This is a genomic window from Saccharopolyspora shandongensis (assembly GCF_900106995.1).
Lineage (GTDB): Bacteria > Actinomycetota > Actinomycetes > Mycobacteriales > Pseudonocardiaceae > Saccharopolyspora > Saccharopolyspora shandongensis.
Window position 1 is genome coordinate 25,100 of the sequence record NZ_FNOK01000045.1, and the last position, 15,186, is coordinate 40,285.

The 15,186-nt window shown below is 64.0% G+C and carries 18 protein-coding genes; 5 read left to right on the plus strand and 13 right to left on the minus strand.

Annotated elements, in window-relative coordinates; translation table 11 throughout:
• The first annotated feature begins 1 nt into the window (after position 1).
• Both BLW84_RS33750 and BLW84_RS50010 read left to right on the plus strand, forming a co-directional pair.
• Positions 2-583: a hypothetical protein gene (locus BLW84_RS33750; protein WP_093273902.1), complete on the plus strand. Its 582-nt coding sequence runs from the start codon at positions 2-4 to the stop codon at positions 581-583.
• A gap of 43 nt (positions 584-626) precedes the next feature.
• Complete coding sequence (locus BLW84_RS50010; protein ID WP_281247474.1) at positions 627-758, plus strand: hypothetical protein; 132 nt, start codon at positions 627-629, stop codon at positions 756-758.
• A gap of 290 nt (positions 759-1,048) precedes the next feature.
• On the opposite strand, the gene BLW84_RS49455 is transcribed toward BLW84_RS50010, so the two are convergent.
• The 3 genes from BLW84_RS49455 to BLW84_RS50015 form a co-directional block, all read right to left on the minus strand.
• The gene (locus BLW84_RS49455) at positions 1,049-1,594 is read right to left on the minus strand and encodes a hypothetical protein (RefSeq protein ID WP_245761564.1); all 546 of its coding nucleotides are present in this window, start codon (positions 1,592-1,594) and stop codon (positions 1,049-1,051) included.
• Positions 1,591-2,130 carry a hypothetical protein gene (locus tag BLW84_RS49460; protein ID WP_245761565.1) on the minus strand — a complete coding sequence of 180 codons (540 nt, stop codon included), beginning with the start codon at positions 2,128-2,130 and terminating at the stop codon, positions 1,591-1,593. The genes BLW84_RS49455 and BLW84_RS49460 overlap by 4 nt, the downstream gene beginning before the upstream one ends.
• A 283-nt stretch (positions 2,131-2,413) precedes the next feature.
• The gene (locus tag BLW84_RS50015) at positions 2,414-2,545 is read right to left on the minus strand and encodes a hypothetical protein (protein WP_281247475.1); all 132 of its coding nucleotides are present in this window, start codon (positions 2,543-2,545) and stop codon (positions 2,414-2,416) included.
• A gap of 392 nt (positions 2,546-2,937) precedes the next feature.
• Between BLW84_RS50015 and BLW84_RS33770 the strand changes: the two genes are divergently transcribed.
• The gene (locus tag BLW84_RS33770) at positions 2,938-3,633 is read left to right on the plus strand and encodes a response regulator transcription factor (protein WP_093273906.1); all 696 of its coding nucleotides are present in this window, start codon (positions 2,938-2,940) and stop codon (positions 3,631-3,633) included.
• Positions 3,626-4,717: a sensor histidine kinase gene (locus BLW84_RS33775; RefSeq protein ID WP_093273910.1), complete on the plus strand. Its 1,092-nt coding sequence runs from the start codon at positions 3,626-3,628 to the stop codon at positions 4,715-4,717. Before BLW84_RS33770 ends, BLW84_RS33775 begins: the two co-directional genes overlap by 8 nt.
• 114 nt (positions 4,718-4,831) lie before the next feature.
• On the opposite strand, the gene BLW84_RS33780 is transcribed toward BLW84_RS33775, so the two are convergent.
• From BLW84_RS33780 to BLW84_RS33820, 10 genes are all read right to left on the minus strand, one after another.
• Entirely contained in the window at positions 4,832-5,962 is a 1,131-nt protein-coding gene (locus BLW84_RS33780) for a UDP-N-acetylglucosamine--N-acetylmuramyl-(pentapeptide) pyrophosphoryl-undecaprenol N-acetylglucosamine transferase (RefSeq protein ID WP_093273913.1), read from the minus strand.
• Entirely contained in the window at positions 5,962-6,546 is a 585-nt protein-coding gene (locus BLW84_RS33785) for a hypothetical protein (protein WP_093273918.1), read from the minus strand. Before BLW84_RS33785 ends, BLW84_RS33780 begins: the two co-directional genes overlap by 1 nt.
• 58 nt (positions 6,547-6,604) lie before the next feature.
• Complete coding sequence (vanX, locus tag BLW84_RS33790; protein WP_093273923.1) at positions 6,605-7,213, minus strand: D-Ala-D-Ala dipeptidase VanX; 609 nt, start codon at positions 7,211-7,213, stop codon at positions 6,605-6,607.
• On the minus strand, positions 7,210-8,250 hold the full coding sequence (gene vanA / locus BLW84_RS33795; protein ID WP_093273930.1) for a D-alanine--(R)-lactate ligase: 1,041 nt from the start codon (positions 8,248-8,250) through the stop codon (positions 7,210-7,212). The genes vanX and vanA overlap by 4 nt, the downstream gene beginning before the upstream one ends.
• Positions 8,247-9,236 (minus strand): D-lactate dehydrogenase VanH, encoded by a 990-nt coding sequence (vanH, locus tag BLW84_RS33800; protein ID WP_093274006.1) that lies wholly within the window; start codon positions 9,234-9,236, stop codon positions 8,247-8,249. Before vanH ends, vanA begins: the two co-directional genes overlap by 4 nt.
• 464 nt (positions 9,237-9,700) lie before the next feature.
• Positions 9,701-10,120, minus strand: coding sequence for an integrase core domain-containing protein (locus tag BLW84_RS49465; RefSeq protein WP_342743200.1), 420 nt, complete (start codon positions 10,118-10,120; stop codon positions 9,701-9,703).
• Entirely contained in the window at positions 10,089-10,577 is a 489-nt protein-coding gene (locus BLW84_RS49470) for a helix-turn-helix domain-containing protein (protein WP_245761567.1), read from the minus strand. The genes BLW84_RS49465 and BLW84_RS49470 overlap by 32 nt, the downstream gene beginning before the upstream one ends.
• 33 nt (positions 10,578-10,610) lie before the next feature.
• Positions 10,611-10,766: a hypothetical protein gene (locus BLW84_RS49475; RefSeq protein ID WP_245761568.1), complete on the minus strand. Its 156-nt coding sequence runs from the start codon at positions 10,764-10,766 to the stop codon at positions 10,611-10,613.
• 526 nt (positions 10,767-11,292) lie between these two features.
• Positions 11,293-13,758: a propanediol/glycerol family dehydratase large subunit gene (locus BLW84_RS50020; RefSeq protein WP_281247477.1), complete on the minus strand. Its 2,466-nt coding sequence runs from the start codon at positions 13,756-13,758 to the stop codon at positions 11,293-11,295.
• Positions 13,755-14,216, minus strand: coding sequence for a diol dehydratase small subunit (locus tag BLW84_RS33820; protein ID WP_177226835.1), 462 nt, complete (start codon positions 14,214-14,216; stop codon positions 13,755-13,757). The genes BLW84_RS50020 and BLW84_RS33820 overlap by 4 nt, the downstream gene beginning before the upstream one ends.
• Positions 14,217-14,662: 446 nt before the next feature.
• On the opposite strand from BLW84_RS33820, the gene BLW84_RS33825 reads away from it, so the two are divergent.
• Positions 14,663-15,172 carry a DUF4334 domain-containing protein gene (locus BLW84_RS33825; protein WP_093274008.1) on the plus strand — a complete coding sequence of 170 codons (510 nt, stop codon included), beginning with the start codon at positions 14,663-14,665 and terminating at the stop codon, positions 15,170-15,172.
• Positions 15,173-15,186: the final 14 nt, after the last annotated feature.

The window sequence follows — 15,186 nt, forward strand, 5'->3', positions numbered from 1 at the left end:
GATGGTGCCGGTCGGTGAGGCGCTCAACGGGACGTTGCAGAAGCTGGGAGAGGCACCTGGCGATCTCCCGGCGACGGTGGCGGACCGCTCGGATCTGCTTCGTGGCCTGTTTGCGGACAAACGGGTCTTTCTGCTGCTCAATGATGCGGTGACCGTTGCTCAGGTGAACGCGTTTCTGATCAACTCGGCGGGATCGGTCGTGGTCGCGACGAGCAGGGACGAATTGCCGGGGTTGCGTCGGCTGGGATTCACCAGGGTCCGGGTACGTCCGCCCGATGACGAACACAGCGTGGCGCTTTTGGACGCGTCGGCCGGGCGCGCGTGGGATTGCGATGCCCAGACCAAAGCGCATCTCATCGCGGTCTGCGGCGTTTACCCTCTGGCCTTGCACGCGGTCGCGTCGCTGGCCGAAGAGCCGTCGCCGGGTTGGCTTATCAAGCGCCGGCTTGAACGGGGTGGGCTTGCGCTGTTCCAGGTCGACGAGGAGAAACCGGTGCGGGGTCCGCTAGATCTGGTTTACGAGAATCTCCCCGCCGATGCCGCTGAGGCATATCGGATGCTGGCGTTGCACCCGGGCACGTAGTTCACTCTGGCGGCGGCAGCGGTGGTTCTCGGTACCAGTCTGGATGACGCTGGCCGCGGATAGCGGGCAGCAGGCGTTGGTGCTGTTCAGCCGTGACGGTTCGTCGCGCCGGAAGGGCGAAGTCTGCCGGCTGCTCGCCTCGATCGTGGAGCGGCGGGGGACCACGTCGCTGTGATCGAATACCTGGGGCAGGCCGCGGAACATTACGCACTGTGTGATCCAGGCGAGGCCGAGGCGATCCGTCAGCGGCTGGCCGAACTAGATGGGGATTCTTCCGGCGAACACGGTTCCTGACGCACTCGGTACTCGCCCGACGCCGTCCGCACGACCAGGACTGCCGGTATCTGGTGATGCCGGCCGGTGGAGGTCATCCAGAGATAGTACGCGGAAGCCCAGATGACCGGGTCCGGCGCACCTCCGTGACCGACCGGCATGACCCGGACCGGGTTGATGCCGCGGCGGCGACTAGGCAGTCCTGCCCGTGGTGATCGCGGCGGCCAGGGTTGTTCCGGGAGATTCGCGCAGCGTTTCGTCCCACCACAGGCGCACTGAGGTTGTCAGCTCTCGTTCGTGGCAGAACAGGATGTCGGCGTTGGTGCGCAAGCTTCGGATCGGGTGCTGGAAGCCGACGACCAAGTGGGCACCACCAGGCGGCGCCGGGCCATCGGTCCGTCCGATGAGGACATCCGCCGGTAACCGCCGCACCCGGGCAACGGATTCGTCCATCGACGTTGCCCTTGCCGAAAACCTCATCCGTGCAGGCCATGTGGCATGCTCGTACTCGTGGAGGATGCCGCCGAGGCGATCGCGTCGGCGTATGTTCAGGCGAGCGATCTTGTCGGGATCTGCGATAGGCGTGGGTAAGGGGTTCAACGAGCGGATGTTGGCCATGCCCCGATGCGGGCGGTGTTCGTTGTAGAACTGTTCGAACTCGCGCAGGACGTGGAGCAGGTGACGCTGGTTCCAGATCAAGGCGCGATCCAGAAGCTCCGCCGGCAGGTCTGCACTCACCTCTCCATGATTGAGTTCATCGTCGGTATCTGGACGCCGCTGAGCACGACCTCGATCCCGGTATCCGACAGAACCGTATCGAAGAGGGCAGGGAACTTTCCGTCGCGGTCCCGGATCAGGAACCGTGCCTGGCGGGGCATACGGATCCCGGTGAGCACGACCTCGATGTCCGAGTCTTTCAGGATCGCGTCGAACAGCGCGGGGAACTTCCCGTCCCGATCTCTGATCATGTATCGCGCCCGGCAGCTGGCGTCTTCGAGGTCCATGACGAGATTCCTGGCGGCTTGTGTCGCCCAGGATGCGGTCGGGTGCGTGGTGGCGCCCAGGATCCGGATTCGCTGGGTGGTGTGCTCGATGACGGCGAGCACATACAGTCTCGTTCCGGGTAGGGTGACGGTTTCGAAGAAGTCGCAAGCTAGCAGGGCGTCGGCCTGGGAGCGCAGGAACTCCGCCCAGGTGCTGGAGTTCCGTTCGGGTGCCGGGTCGATCCCCGTTTCCTTGAGGATTTCCCAGACGGTCGAGGCGGCTACTTTCACGCCCAGGATGAGCAATTCACAGTGCGGTCGGCGGTATCCCCGGCTGGGTTCTCTTTTGCCAGGCGCAGCACCAAAGCACGGACGGTGCGTGGCCGGCCAGGGCGCTTTGGTTGGGAAAGGGCAGCGTGGCGGTGTGCGGCGAGGTCGCGGTGCCAGCGCGGCACGGTGTCCGGGCGTACCAGCAGCCGCAGCTTGCCCAGCACGTTCCGTGGCAGCTGGTGCAGGAGCGCAGCCATAAACGCTCGATCAGCCGGGGTGAAGCGCGCACCCTATTCTTTCCGAGTTACCGCTCCAGCACCGTGATCTGATGGCGCAAGGCGAGGATCTCGATGTCCTTGTCACAGTCGTTCATCGGCAGCAGGCGCAGCATGGCGAACGCGTTCGTCATACCGAGGTAGGCCAGTCGCAGCTGCACAGTCGATCACCATGCCGTGGCGCTTGACAGCAGCGAAAGCGTCCGGTCGAGCGACTACTCGACTTCCCTGGACGTACTGCCCACCGCCTCGCACCAGGGCGGATGAGGTTATCGGCAAGGGCAGCGCCGCCGCCCTACCGCTCGCCTCCTCCTCTCACCTCAGGCGCGACGATTGGCGCGATCCCCACCGCGTGTTGAAGTGCCGTCCGGGCCAGTCCCCGCCCTCGTGAGCAGTCGACATCCTTGCGAGGACAGCCGGCCTTGCGGGGTCGGTGGTCGTCCTGCTGCGGTATGACTCATGTCGCCGGCCAAGGCGGCACCGTGTTGCCGGCCTAGCCTGCACGCGGTTTTCGATACGTCGGCGATATCCGCCCGCTCCTACGATTGAGAGCATGCGTGTGCTGGTTGTCGAGGATGAGCCCTACATGGCCGAGGCCATCCGCGATGGACTGCGCCTGGCGGCGATCGCGGCCGACATCGCCGGAGACGGCGACACCGCTCTGGAGATGCTGAGTATCAACGCCTACGACATCGCCGTCCTCGACCGCGACATCCCCGGGCCTTCCGGCGACGAGGTTGCCGAACGCATCGTCGCTTCAGGCAGCGGCATGCCGATCCTGATGCTCACCGCTGCGGACCGGCTGGACGACAAGGCTTCCGGGTTCGAGCTAGGCGCCGATGACTACCTCACCAAGCCGTTCGAGCTGCAAGAACTCGTGCTCCGTCTCAGAGCCCTCGACCGCAGGCGTGCCCACAACAGGCCGCCAGTGCGGGAGCTCGCCGGCCTGCGGCTGGACCCGTTCCGCCGCGAGGTCTACCGGGACGGCCGGTACGTCGCGCTCACCCGGAAGCAGTTCGCGGTGCTCGAAGTCCTCGTGGCCGCCGAAGGCGGTGTCATCAGCGCCGAAGAGCTCCTGGAACGGGCTTGGGATGAGAATGCCGACCCGTTCACCAACGCCGTGCGCATCACGGTATCCGCACTGCGCAAGCGGCTCGGCGAACCCTGGCTGATCGCCACGGTGCCTGGCGTCGGCTACCGCATCGACACGGGACCGGACGCCGGGAGGGAGGGAGGCGAATGTGGATAGGGCGCCTGGGTTGAGCGTTCGTCTCAAGCTCACCTTCAGCTATGCCGGCTTCCTCATGCTGGCCGGCGCCGTGCTGCTCGGGGCGTTTGCGGGGTTCCTGGGCGACTACCGGGAGAGGGCACAGGACGCTGGCGAGGTTGTGATCGCGCCTTCGGGCACCGAGCTACTGCGTGACTTCGCACCGGCGGCCGCCGGCGCGATTGTGTTCCTCCTGGTGTTCGGTCTCGCCGGAGGGTGGATTCTCGCTGGGCGGATGCTGGCCCCGCTGACCCGCCTCGCCGATGCCACGCGCACGGCTGCGAGGGGTTCGCTCTCTCACCGGATCGAGTTGGAGGGGCGCCAGGACGAGTTCCGAGAGCTCGCTGACGCCTTCGACGGCATGCTCGCGCGGCTCGAAGCGCATGTCGCCGAACAGCAGCGCTTCGCAGCCAACGCTTCCCACGAGCTGCGTACTCCACTTGCGATCACGCAGACCCTGCTCGACGTCGCTCGCAACGATCCGAACCGGGAAAGCAGCGAGCTCGATGAACGCCTCCGCGTCGTCAACGCCCGAGCGATCGACCTCACCGAAGCACTGCTGCTGCTCAGCCGCACTGACCAGCGCTCCTTTTCCCGAGATGACGTTGATTTGTCGCTCATCGCGGAAGAAGCCACCGAAACACTCCTCCCGCTTGCCGAGAAACATGACGTCGTCATTGAAACCTCCGGAGACATCACCCCGACCATCGGGTCCCATGCGCTCCTGCTGCAGTTGACCACGAACCTCCTGCACAACGCGATCGTCCACAACCTGCCCGAATACGGCACCGTTGAGGTCAGCACCGCTGTCGGTCCCGAGGACGCCGTGCTCACGGTCGAGAACACCGGCGACAAGCTCAGCCCGCACGTGGTCGCCACGCTCACCGAACCGTTCCAGCGCGGCACCGGACGCGTCCGCAGCGACCATGTAGGTGCCGGCCTCGGTCTGGCGATCGCCAAGAGCATCACCCAAGCGCACGACGGAACGCTCTCGCTCAGCCCGCGCGCCGGCGGCGGGCTCTGCGTCACGGTACGACTACCCACGACAGCTCGGCAGGTCACGTAGGCAGCGGGACGAGATTCCAGCTTGGCCGGTGTACCCGCGTCGCTCGTAGAACCTGTGCGCGTCCGGCCGGCGATCATTGCTGGTGACCTCCATCCGAACGCATCCCCGCATGGTTCACTCCAAGCCTCGTGAGTCGATACTTCGTTGCTCCGCGACCGCGGTGAGCACGTGCCGGGCCAGGATGACGTCCGCGTCCGGTGCGCCAGCCGCCGACGCGTGGGCTGACATCTTCGCGATCCGCTCGGGATCGGTGAGCACCGGGATGAGCGTGGTTTCGATCCAAGTCGGATTAAGGTCAGCGTTGTCGACGAGCAGTGCCCCACCGGCAGCGACGACCGGCTCGGCGTTCAACCGCTGATCAGCGCCGCGCAGCGGCAACGGGACATACGCGGCAGGCAATCCGACGGCGGCCAGTTCGGCGCACGTCATCGCCCCGGAGCGGCAGATCACGAAGTCGGCCGCGGCGTAGGCGTACTGCATTTCGTCGACGTAGGGGACGGCGACGTAGGGCGGGTCGGCGGGGCGGCCGGACGGCACGTCGACCGTGTGCCGCGGCCCGGTGATATGAAGGACCTGCACGCTGGCCGCCCGTAACGCCGCCGCGGCGCCGGACACTGCAGTGTTGATCGCTCCCGCACCCTGCGAACCGCCGGTGACCAGCACTACCGGCCCATCGCGGCGCAGCCCGAACCGTTGCCGAGCCGCGTCGCGCAGCGCGGCCCGGTCGAGCCCGGCGATCGCGGGCCGCAGCGGGATGCCGATCGCGGTGGCATGGGCGAGACGAACACCTGGCGCAGCGGCGAACACATGCCTCGTCATCCGAGCCGCCACTCGGTTGGCCACTCCGGGCCGCGCGTTCGCTTCGTGGACGACGATCGGCAGGCCACGTCGTCGGGCGGCGAGATAGGCCGGCATAGCTACGTAACCGCCGAAGCCCACCACGACCTCGGCTCGCACACGGTCGAGCACTGCACCGGCTACCCGGACCGAGTCGCGGAGCCTGGTCGGCGTCTGTAACAGGTCGCTGCTCAGCCTGCGCGACAGCGGCACCGGCGGGATGAGTTCGAGCGGGTAGCCGCGAGCGGGGATGAGCGTCGTGTCCAGTCCGCGGACAGTGCCGAGAGCGGTGATCTCGGCAGTGGGCTCCAGACGGCGCAGCGCGTCGGCGAAGTTCATCGCGGGCTCGATGTGCCCTGCCGAATGGCCACCAGCGACAACGACGCGCGGTGGCGGCTCGCCTGGCATCACGATGTCCCTCCGATCAAGATTCCTCGGTTCGCGTGAAACCGCTCGAATACATGCATGGGTAGCGCTGCAGAGTCTGAATTGTGGGAGTAGCCCGACGGATTGTGGAACCGCACTACACCGTCATCGACCGCATAGACCAGCACGAGGTGGCCTCCACGTTGGGGCTCGTGGGTGTTCGGGTCGCGAATCTCAGGTGATACTGACGCGATCATGACCTGTCCGGGTCGCACCTCTCGGCTGGATACATGAATGGGCGTGTGCTCGACCAGTTCGCAGTGAAATCCGAACTGTGAGCTGACCCAGGCCATGAACGGCCGGTAGATGAGTCCTTGGACCTTGCCGGAGGGCTCCACCACGTAGCAGCCCAAGTCGAGGGCCAGCGCGAGGAGTTCGCCCATCGGCAGCCGGATGTCGGTCCATCCCTGGAGCAGCGACTGCAGGCACGCTAGACCGCAGACCTTGCGGGACCAGAACAGGTATTCCTCGCTTGAGCGGTATCCGTCGGAGGCCCAGTCGTGCAGTCGCGATGGATCGGTGCCACCCAAGAAGACCTCCAGCCCCGATAGGTCGGTGCGCCGCATGACGACCTCGTCGTTGCGTTCCAAATGTCCCCACTGCGAGATGCAATGGAGACTCCGATCACGTGATGGGAAAGTCGAAGTAGACATCAGGATGGGGCTCGTTTCTCAGCGTGTAGTGCCACCATTCGCAGTCGTACCGATCGAATCCGCAGTCCTCCATGATGGAACGGAGATGCTCACGGTTTTGGGCCTCGGTTGGCGTGATTCCTCGGGCTCGATGATGTGAGATCGGGTCCATGAGGTCGTGGCCGCCACCCATGGGAGCAAGCTCACCGGTGGCAAGGTGATAGAGGGTCAGATCGACGGCGCTGCCCCTGCTGTGGCCCGACTTCGCGGCCACATATCCGTTCTTGAACATCTGGGGCCGGTCGATGTTCGGGTAGTGCCGCAGTTTGGTCCGGCCGTCCTCGGGCTGTTCCGACCAGCGTAGGAAGCAGTCGACGGCGCGTTGGGGGCGATACCCGTCCCAGAGAAGCAGCCCGAAGCCAAGGGAGGCTGCCTTCTCGCGTGCTTGCTCCAGGGCCGCGCACAGGGACCGGGTGCCGACGATGCGATTCGCGAGATAGCCGTCTACGGGTTTGCCGGTGAAGTTGTCCCAGGTGGCGTACTTGGCATCCCAGCGGACGCCCGGCACCCGATCGTCAACGTAGACGAAGTCGTCGTTCATCGCTTCTTCCCGTGCAGTGTCATCGAGATGAGCCGGTCGATCAGATCGGACAGCGGCACCCCTGCGGCGGCCATCATCCGCGGGTAGCGGCTGTAAGACGTCATGCCGGGCATGGTGTTGACCTCGTTGAGGACCACCCGCCCGTCGTCGGTGAGGAACATGTCGACGCGGGCAAGTCCCTTGCAGCCCAGGGTGCGGTAGATGGTCTTGGCGGTCTCTTGGACGAGCTGGCGCGATTCGTCGGAGATGTCGGCGGGAACGATGAAGGTCGAGTTCTCCGATCCGGTCTCTGGGGAGTCCTCCTGGTGGATTCTGAAGAATCCGTGCGAGAGGTCAACGCGGTCCACCTCGCCCACGATCAGGCCGAACTGTTCCCCGAGGACCGCGCAGCCGATCTCGCCGCCGGCCACCGCCTCCTCGATCAGAACCCTCGAGTCGTACTGTCGCGCTGCGCTCAGCGCACTCGGCAACTCGTCTTTGTCGGTGACTTTGCTGACGCCGAACGATGAACCTGATCGAGCCGGCTTCACGAAGACGGGATAAGGGAGACGGTCGGGGTCGACCTTCTCGTTCTCCGCGACGACCCAGAAGTTCGGCGTGGCGATTCCTGCGCTCTTGGCGACGGTGTAAGCCAGGGACTTGTCCATGCACACGGCCGAGCCCTGGACGTCGCAGCCGACGTAGGGGATGCCGGAGAGGTCCAACAAGCCCTGGATCGCGCCGTCCTCGCCGAGCTTGCCGTGAAGCACGGGAAAGACGACGTCGAGACGTCTCGCCTCATAGCCCTCCTGCCCCATGACCAGCAGGCCGTGCACACTTCGGGCGGGTGACAGCATGGCTGGGCGAGCGCTGCCATTCTCCCAATCCGCGCCTGGGCCGTCACAGAGCTTCCAATCGCCGCCCGTGGTGATGCCGATCCAGAACGGTTCGTACTTCTCGGTGTCGAGGTTCCTGGCGACCTCTTGCGCCGATTTGACGGAGACGGGATGCTCTTCGGACGCGCCACCAAAGATGATTCCGACCTTCAATCTGCTCATGTTGTTTTCCCACTCTCAAAGTTCAGGCAGTTGATGAGACTGTTCTCGACGGTGTCTTGCAGGGCGTGGTCCGTGTAATAGGCGGAGTGCGGGCTGATCAGCACATTCGGCAGGCGCTGCAGCCGCACCAAGGCCTCGTTCTCGATATGCCTGTTTCGGCAGTCGGCGTAGAAGATGCCTTCCTCGCCTTCGAGGACATCCAGCGCCGCACCGCCCAACCTGCCGCTCTCCAACGCCGACAGGAGAGCCTCGGTATCGAGCAGCGGGCCGCGCCCTGTGTTGACGACGTACGCGCCGGGCTTCATCCGCTCGATGCGATGACGATCGAGGAGATGATGGGTGTCCGCGGTGAGCGGGGTATGGAGCGTGACAATGTCGCTCTGCTCGATCAGTTCATCGAGCGGTACGTAGTCGACCGAGGCTTGATGTCGGCTGTCGTGGGCCAGCACGCGGCAGCCGAAGCCTCGCAGTCGGTCGATAACCGCTGTGCCGATGCGGCCTGTTCCGATCACCCCGACGGTCAGGTCTCGCAGCTCCTTGCCGCGAGTGTCGCTCAGCCGATAGTCGTGAGCGTCGGTGCGGCGGATGGTGGATTTCGCGTGGCGCACGGCCATCAGCATCAACATCAACGTGTAGTCGGCCACGCTGTCCGGTGAGTAGGCGACGTTGCCCACCGAGATGCCGACGCGCTCGGCGTACTCCAGGTCGATGTGGTTGTAGCCGATGCTTCTGGTGGAGATGTATTCCACACCGGCCTTGCTGAGCGCCAGAAGCGTGGGATTGGTGATCTGAGTCTTGTGGTTCACGCTGATGCATCGGTTGCCACGTGCCAGTTCAGCGTTGGTCTCGCAGACGGCGTCCTCGGTGATGGTGGGCGACAATCCGAGGCGTGCCCCTATCTCCTGGAACAAGGTGGCTTCGTCCTGGCCGCATCCGAAGACCGCGAGTCCTGTCGTCGGGATGGACGAGGGAGATGGCTCGGCCATCGTTCGGGCGCGACGGTCCGTGGTCGCTTCGCTGTAGATCGAACCCAATTCGCTGGAGGCCATGTCTCAAGTCAAGACAGCGCCGTGTTGTCAGCACGTATGCGATTTTCGATACGCGGACGATATGCCGCCCCAAGCTGCCGGGTCACGTGAGCGCAGCGGCGATCTCGTCGAGGCGCGCCGCGCGGGAGGCCTTGACGAGCACCACATCGCCCGCGGCGAGATGGCCGCGAGCCATTCAACGGCCGTCTTGTTGTCAGCCAGACGAGTACGTGACTACCAGGGACCTGGACCCGTCAAGAAACACGACCTCCACTGGGGGCACGAGAAATACATGGACGGGCTGAAACGGAACCTCGGCGAAACGATCGTCTGCTACCAGCGCACAGCCGAATAGCCCACACGGTTCCTCTCCCGGAGCCTGTGGGGTTCCAGAAGTCGGCTACCAGCGCTGGTCAGTAATTTTATGCTGTGCGCTCATATTCGTTGATCAAGCCACCCAAGGCCGGTCGGCGCTTGATCTGCTCATGGCGGAGGTCCGCAGCGGGGTGGATTGGCCGTGGCGGGCGAAGTTCGCGGGCACGGTGCGGCCGACGACCGTTGTAGTGCCGGACGTACTCCGCAAGCACCGCACGCGCGTGTCGTTCACCGAAAATCAACAGGCGGTCGGTGAGTTCGGCTCTGACAGTGCGTACGAACCGTTCGGCGAAACGGTTCGCCAGCGGGCACCGCGGGGGAGTCTTGACTACGCGGATGTCCACATCGGCAAGGACCCATCGAACGATGCGGTGAACTGGCCTGCCCGATCCCGGACGAGAAACCGGAATTCGGTGGCGCGATCGCCGAGGTCCATCAGCAGGTTGCGTGCCTGCTGAGTGGTCCACGCCCGTCTGGATTCGTCGTCGCGCCGAGCAGGTGTGCGTATCGGCTGCCGACTTCCAGTACGAAGAACACGTAGACCCGTTTGAGGGTGACCGCGCAGTCGACGTGGAAGAAGTCGCATGCCGGCATGGTCGACGTCTGGGTGCGCAGGAACTGCTGCCAGGTCGTGTCGGCGCACCGGATCGGTGCTGGCGGTATGCGCAAACGCTTGAGAACGCGGCGGATCGTCGACGCCCCCACTCGATGGCCGAGTTTGAACAACTCACCCTGGATCCGTTGATATCCCCAGGTGTGATTCTCCTTGGCCAAGCGCTCGATCAACACGGCAACGGCGTTGTCTACGGGCGGGCGCCCGATGCGGTTCGGATAGGTCCGCTTCCTGGTAACCAGGCGATGATGCCAGCGCAGCACCGTGCCGGGTGTGACCAATCGGTGCGCCCGCAGCGCCTTCGGCAGCAACCGGATCAGCGCGGCGAATAGTGCCCGGTCGGCCTAGTTCATCCGGGGTTTCGGGTTGGTTCTGCGCAGTACGGTCACCTCGTGACGCAGTACCAGGAGTTCGATGTCCTTGGACGCCGACGAACGGCCGAGCAGCCACAGCCAGCCCCCAATCCGCACGAAGATCAGGTAAAGCAGACGTAGTGACATGACCTGCGATCATGCCCTGTCTGCCGGGAGCGCCGAAAGGTGCAGGTCGCAGCACGCGGACCGACTTGTGGAACCCCACACGCGGAGATGCGGGTCTGGCCCTCGATGATCACCGACCGGGCGAGTTGGATCATCAGGTTTTTGGCCATCGGTACACCTTCCCATCGGGTGTGGTGAACGCTGGCCTTGGACAAGCTCCACGGTTGCAGCCGAGTGACCGACTGTGTCTGAGGGGCGAGTTGCACGCTAACTGCACGCCTTCTGCTTCCCGAAATCGGTTGAGGCAGGGGGCTTTTTGCTGTCCCGCCTGTCCCACCTGGAGTCCACCTGGGACACCTTGGCGGGACAGGCGGATTTACTTTGTGAACTGCGAGAATGTCGGCTGGTGCACGACCGGGACAGTGCCCCTGCCGAAAACCTCATCCTCCCTTGTCATGCGGTATGCGGGTACTCGTGGAGGATGCCGCGGCGCGGGCATCGGTTCCTCGTCACAAGGGGTTGTTCTTCGGAAGGCGACAAGTCCACATCAGAGGTCCTTCCAGTGCACCCCGTCCACCTTGAAGTCCAGTTCGATGGGAGGGGCGTCCTCCGTGACGAACCCGATCTCCTTGATCTGCGACAGTGCCGCCCTGGCCTGGTACTTGACCCGGGCCATGTAGTCGTTCTCCGTCGGTACAGGGTCGGGCGCATCGCCCCGCTGCGTGTAGAGAGCGGCGTTCTTGCCGATCTCCTCGAAGATCGTCGGGGTCATCACCGGTGCCTGGGGGAAGAGTTCCAGGTTCTGCAACCGCCGTAGGTCCGCGTGGTGAATGACGGTGGTACCGCGGGACAGGATGCCCACACCGATCTTCGATCCGGAGTGCTTGGCCGCCGTGTGTGCCACGGCAGCGACATCGGCGCTGTGCAGGCAGCGAATGAACCGGGGGGTGCCGCGACCGGTCTTGATGCCTGCGATCAGCGCCTTCAGGATGTCGGCGAAAGCGTACTCGCCGGTGATGGTCGTGCCGCTGAAGCGGCCGAAGCCCGGGGAGAGTGCGATGACGACTTCGTGGGGATCGTCTCGCTTCTCTGCGGGATTCCCCTCCTCGAAGGTGAGTCGGCGCATCGCCTGTTCGTCCGCTTTTTTCTTCTTGGCTTCAGGGGTGTCAGCGTCATCTTCTCCCGCGTCGTCGACACGTCGGTGGGGGTGGGTCTCGATCAGGTGCCGGAGGACCTTCATCTCCTCCCAGCGTTGTCCGCTGGGGCGGTATCCGGTGCCGGGTCCGGCGTAGTCGTTGGGGTCGTTGACCGCCGAGCGCGGAGTCATTCCGGGATCTGGGTCCAGGATGGCCGAGGTCTGCAGCAGATCACCGGAGACCCGTTGCCGCAGCATGGTCAGCATGTTGCTGACAGTCTCCGCATGCTGGGGGTCCTTGTCCAAGGCCCGCACCACTTCCAACCCGGAGATTCGCTTCTTGTCGATATAGTCGGCGGCCTTGAGGTCCTGGTGGATGTCCCGTTTTGGCATGTCGGCGCTGGAGAAGGCGTTTATTGCGGCCTGGATCTCGTCTTCGAGGACCGTGATAGGCGGGTCGAGCTCCAGGCCGGCGAGCACGGTCTGCAGAGCGCGTGCGGCACTTTCACGGACCGTGCTGATCTCCTTATCGGTCACGTGGCGCAGGCCACCGTCGACTTGGAAGTCACGTTGGAGGGTGTTCCAGTCGTCGTAGTCCAGCACGTCCTCGTTGGAGCCGGCGAACATGTTGTCCTCGTTGGGGACACTGGAGTATCCACCGGTCACCAGGTCTGACCCGGCCAGCAGTTGCGGCAGGAACCGGGCGGTGGAACGCATCTTCGAATGCGAGAACGCCTGGTCGTTGCCTGCCGAGCATTCCAGATCGACCATCGCGGTGATCATGTTCTCGGCCACCACGGCACGCATGCCGGCGGGCACGGCTCCGGGCAGACCGATGCAGCTGATCGAGCCGTTCTGCAGGCCCTGCACGCCTGCGCCCTTGGTCACCAGGATGCATCGTATTTCCAGGTAGAGCATGGACTTGCCGTCGGCGTGGCCCATGAGGACCTCTGAGCCGGTACCGGAGGTGAACCGGGCCTTGATGCCGCGGGAGGCGTAGGCAGAGGCAAGGAATGCCTTGGACCATGGGGTGTCGTCCCCGTCCTCGAAGACCTGCTCCGTGCCGTAGACCGAGACCGTCTCGGCGTAGGTGGTCAGTCCGCGCATACCCAGCTTGAGTGTCGTGGCTTCCTCGAGGGCGCACTGGGTGAGCACTCCTCCTCGCCCCGTCTGTGAACCGATCAGTAGGGCAATCGCGACCAACGGCGCGTATCTCACCACGCCGAGTGTGGTCTCCAGTTCGCGGAATCCCCGTAGCGCCGCCTCGGCGGCGTCGGCGGCGATCAGGACTGGGTTCTCCAGTTTGTTCGTGGTGTGCGCCTGGTTGGCGGGGGTGCGCCGGGCACGCATCTTCTGAAACGCCATCATCAGCTCGACCACGTTCATGGTCTTGGCGACTTCCAGCAGCTTCGCCGGGGTCAGCCCGCGGGAGACCGTGAGTACCTCTTGGCGGGAGATCGTCGGGGAAACGAGCATGTGTGCGATCTCTGTTGCCGAGAGGGCCATTGCCTTCTCGGTCACCGAGGGGTCGATGACCTTGTCGGCGATGAACCTGTCGATGAAGTCGAAATCCGCGCGTTTCCTGCCGTCCATTTCGACAATCTGGCCGTGGTCCACACGCACGCTGGGTTTCGGGTCGGCTGGACTGTCCATCGCGACCAGGCCCATCGACGGCCATTCCTTGATGAACCCGTCCTTGTTGACCTCGCGCTGCTCCAGTGCCAATGTCCGTCGGAGCTTGCCGTCCGGCGTCGTAACCGGTCTGGTGGGGCTGCCATCGTGGGCGGGGGTGCTGTCGTCTGCGTTCCCGGTCCTGGACTGGGTGGGTACGGCGAGATCTGTGGTGGGGTGGGTCCGAGGCTGTGGCGAGCTGGTCACGGCTGGTCCTCATCAGTGCTCGTCGGGTGCTGTCCGGCGCCGTTCTGGTGCCGGAACAGATTGCGCTCCTCGTACACCTCGATCGCTTCACGGACCAGTTGGGCGCAGAGCGGCGCGTCCTTTTCCTCCAGTTCGGCGGCGACCTTCGTCATCTGCTCGCGATTTGCGAGGCTCGGCCGCATAGCATCGTAGAACTCCAGAATTTTCTTCTCGTCATCGAATTGAGTCAATTCCGCGGCGCGGCGCAGGTTATCCGCAAGTTCGGGGCGGCCCGCGTCCTTGGCTATCTGCGCCTGCAAAATCAGGCTTTGCGGGTGAATTCTCAGGTCATCGTTTACCAGGTCGCCCTCCCGCATCTTCGCGAGGGTGATTTCAGTGAAAGCCTTATCGCTCTTGGTGCGCAACAACTCGGGACGCTCGGTGGACAGGGGATAGTCATACCTGCTGACCGTTGGCACGTGCGTTCCCGTTCGATCCATAATCTGTTTCCTCTCCGAAGGAGTGTCGACCGTTTTGGGCCACAGGTGACCAAACGTCCTCGCGGGACGTCAAACGAGGAGACACCAACGAGCCTCGCCGTGCAGAACCACCGTTCAGAGAACCGGAAGCAGGAAGCTCTGTGTGGCCGGATACAGGCCGTAGTCGAGAACGCTAGAATGGTGGAGAATCTCACCATTGGTACGGCAATTCGTGGTCAACAACTCATGTCGTGACATAAAGCCAGGAGTCGAAGACGTACCGCTCCGGGTGAGAACCAGGTCATTCCTGGATGCGGGTACACGTACTTGCTACCGTCAGGTGGTTCCAGTCGGAAACCCTGCCGCGGTGCAGGAGAATGCGCGCCGGGAAGCCGAAGCGCCCGCTGTCCGCGGATCAGGAATCCAGTGTGCCTATGGAGACGCAGATGAGCGCGACCCAGACGTTGGATACGATTCAGGTTTTCCGTCGGCTGCGCGATCAGAGCAGTGGCGTGAATACCGACGAGTTGGATGCACTGTTCCAGAAGTTGGAGTCGGTCTCCTTCGGCAACCTGATCGGCGGCCGTTGGAAGGGGGGCGTGTTCCAGACTGGACACAAAGCGATCAAATGGCTCGACGAGATCAAATGGTACGGCAAGCAGTTCAATTCGCAGCTCGACGTGAAACCCCTGCTGTGTCGCGAGGAAGATGGGGAAATCTATTCCCGGCGGCAGAATGATGGCGAGGCCAGTATCTGGAGGATTGAGTTCAGGGAAGAGCTGTCGGCCGCGATGGTGTACGACAAGGTCGCGATCGTCGATCACTTCCGTTTGGTGGACTCGGCGACCGTGATGGGGATCATGACCGGCAAGGACGATATGGTCTACGACAACGGTAAATACTGCTACTTCTATCTTGAGCGGGACCGCCACGCCGGTGGCACCGAAGGAATGTGAGAAGTGGCTGGCTG

Coding starts and splice junctions, on each gene's coding strand:
- vanH (WP_093274006.1), bottom strand. CDS start 9,236: ATGGCCGAGCCATCTCCCTCGTCCATCCCGACGACAGGACTCGCGGTC.
- vanA (WP_093273930.1), bottom strand. CDS start 8,250: ATGAGCAGATTGAAGGTCGGAATCATCTTTGGTGGCGCGTCCGAAGAG.
- BLW84_RS50010 (WP_281247474.1), top strand. CDS start 627: ATGACGCTGGCCGCGGATAGCGGGCAGCAGGCGTTGGTGCTGTTCAGC.
- BLW84_RS49475 (WP_245761568.1), bottom strand. CDS start 10,766: ATGTCACTACGTCTGCTTTACCTGATCTTCGTGCGGATTGGGGGCTGG.
- BLW84_RS33770 (WP_093273906.1), top strand. CDS start 2,938: ATGCGTGTGCTGGTTGTCGAGGATGAGCCCTACATGGCCGAGGCCATC.
- BLW84_RS33750 (WP_093273902.1), top strand. CDS start 2: ATGGTGCCGGTCGGTGAGGCGCTCAACGGGACGTTGCAGAAGCTGGGA.
- vanX (WP_093273923.1), bottom strand. CDS start 7,213: ATGAACGACGACTTCGTCTACGTTGACGATCGGGTGCCGGGCGTCCGC.
- BLW84_RS33780 (WP_093273913.1), bottom strand. CDS start 5,962: ATGCCAGGCGAGCCGCCACCGCGCGTCGTTGTCGCTGGTGGCCATTCG.
- BLW84_RS33825 (WP_093274008.1), top strand. CDS start 14,663: ATGAGCGCGACCCAGACGTTGGATACGATTCAGGTTTTCCGTCGGCTG.
- BLW84_RS33785 (WP_093273918.1), bottom strand. CDS start 6,546: ATGCGGCGCACCGACCTATCGGGGCTGGAGGTCTTCTTGGGTGGCACC.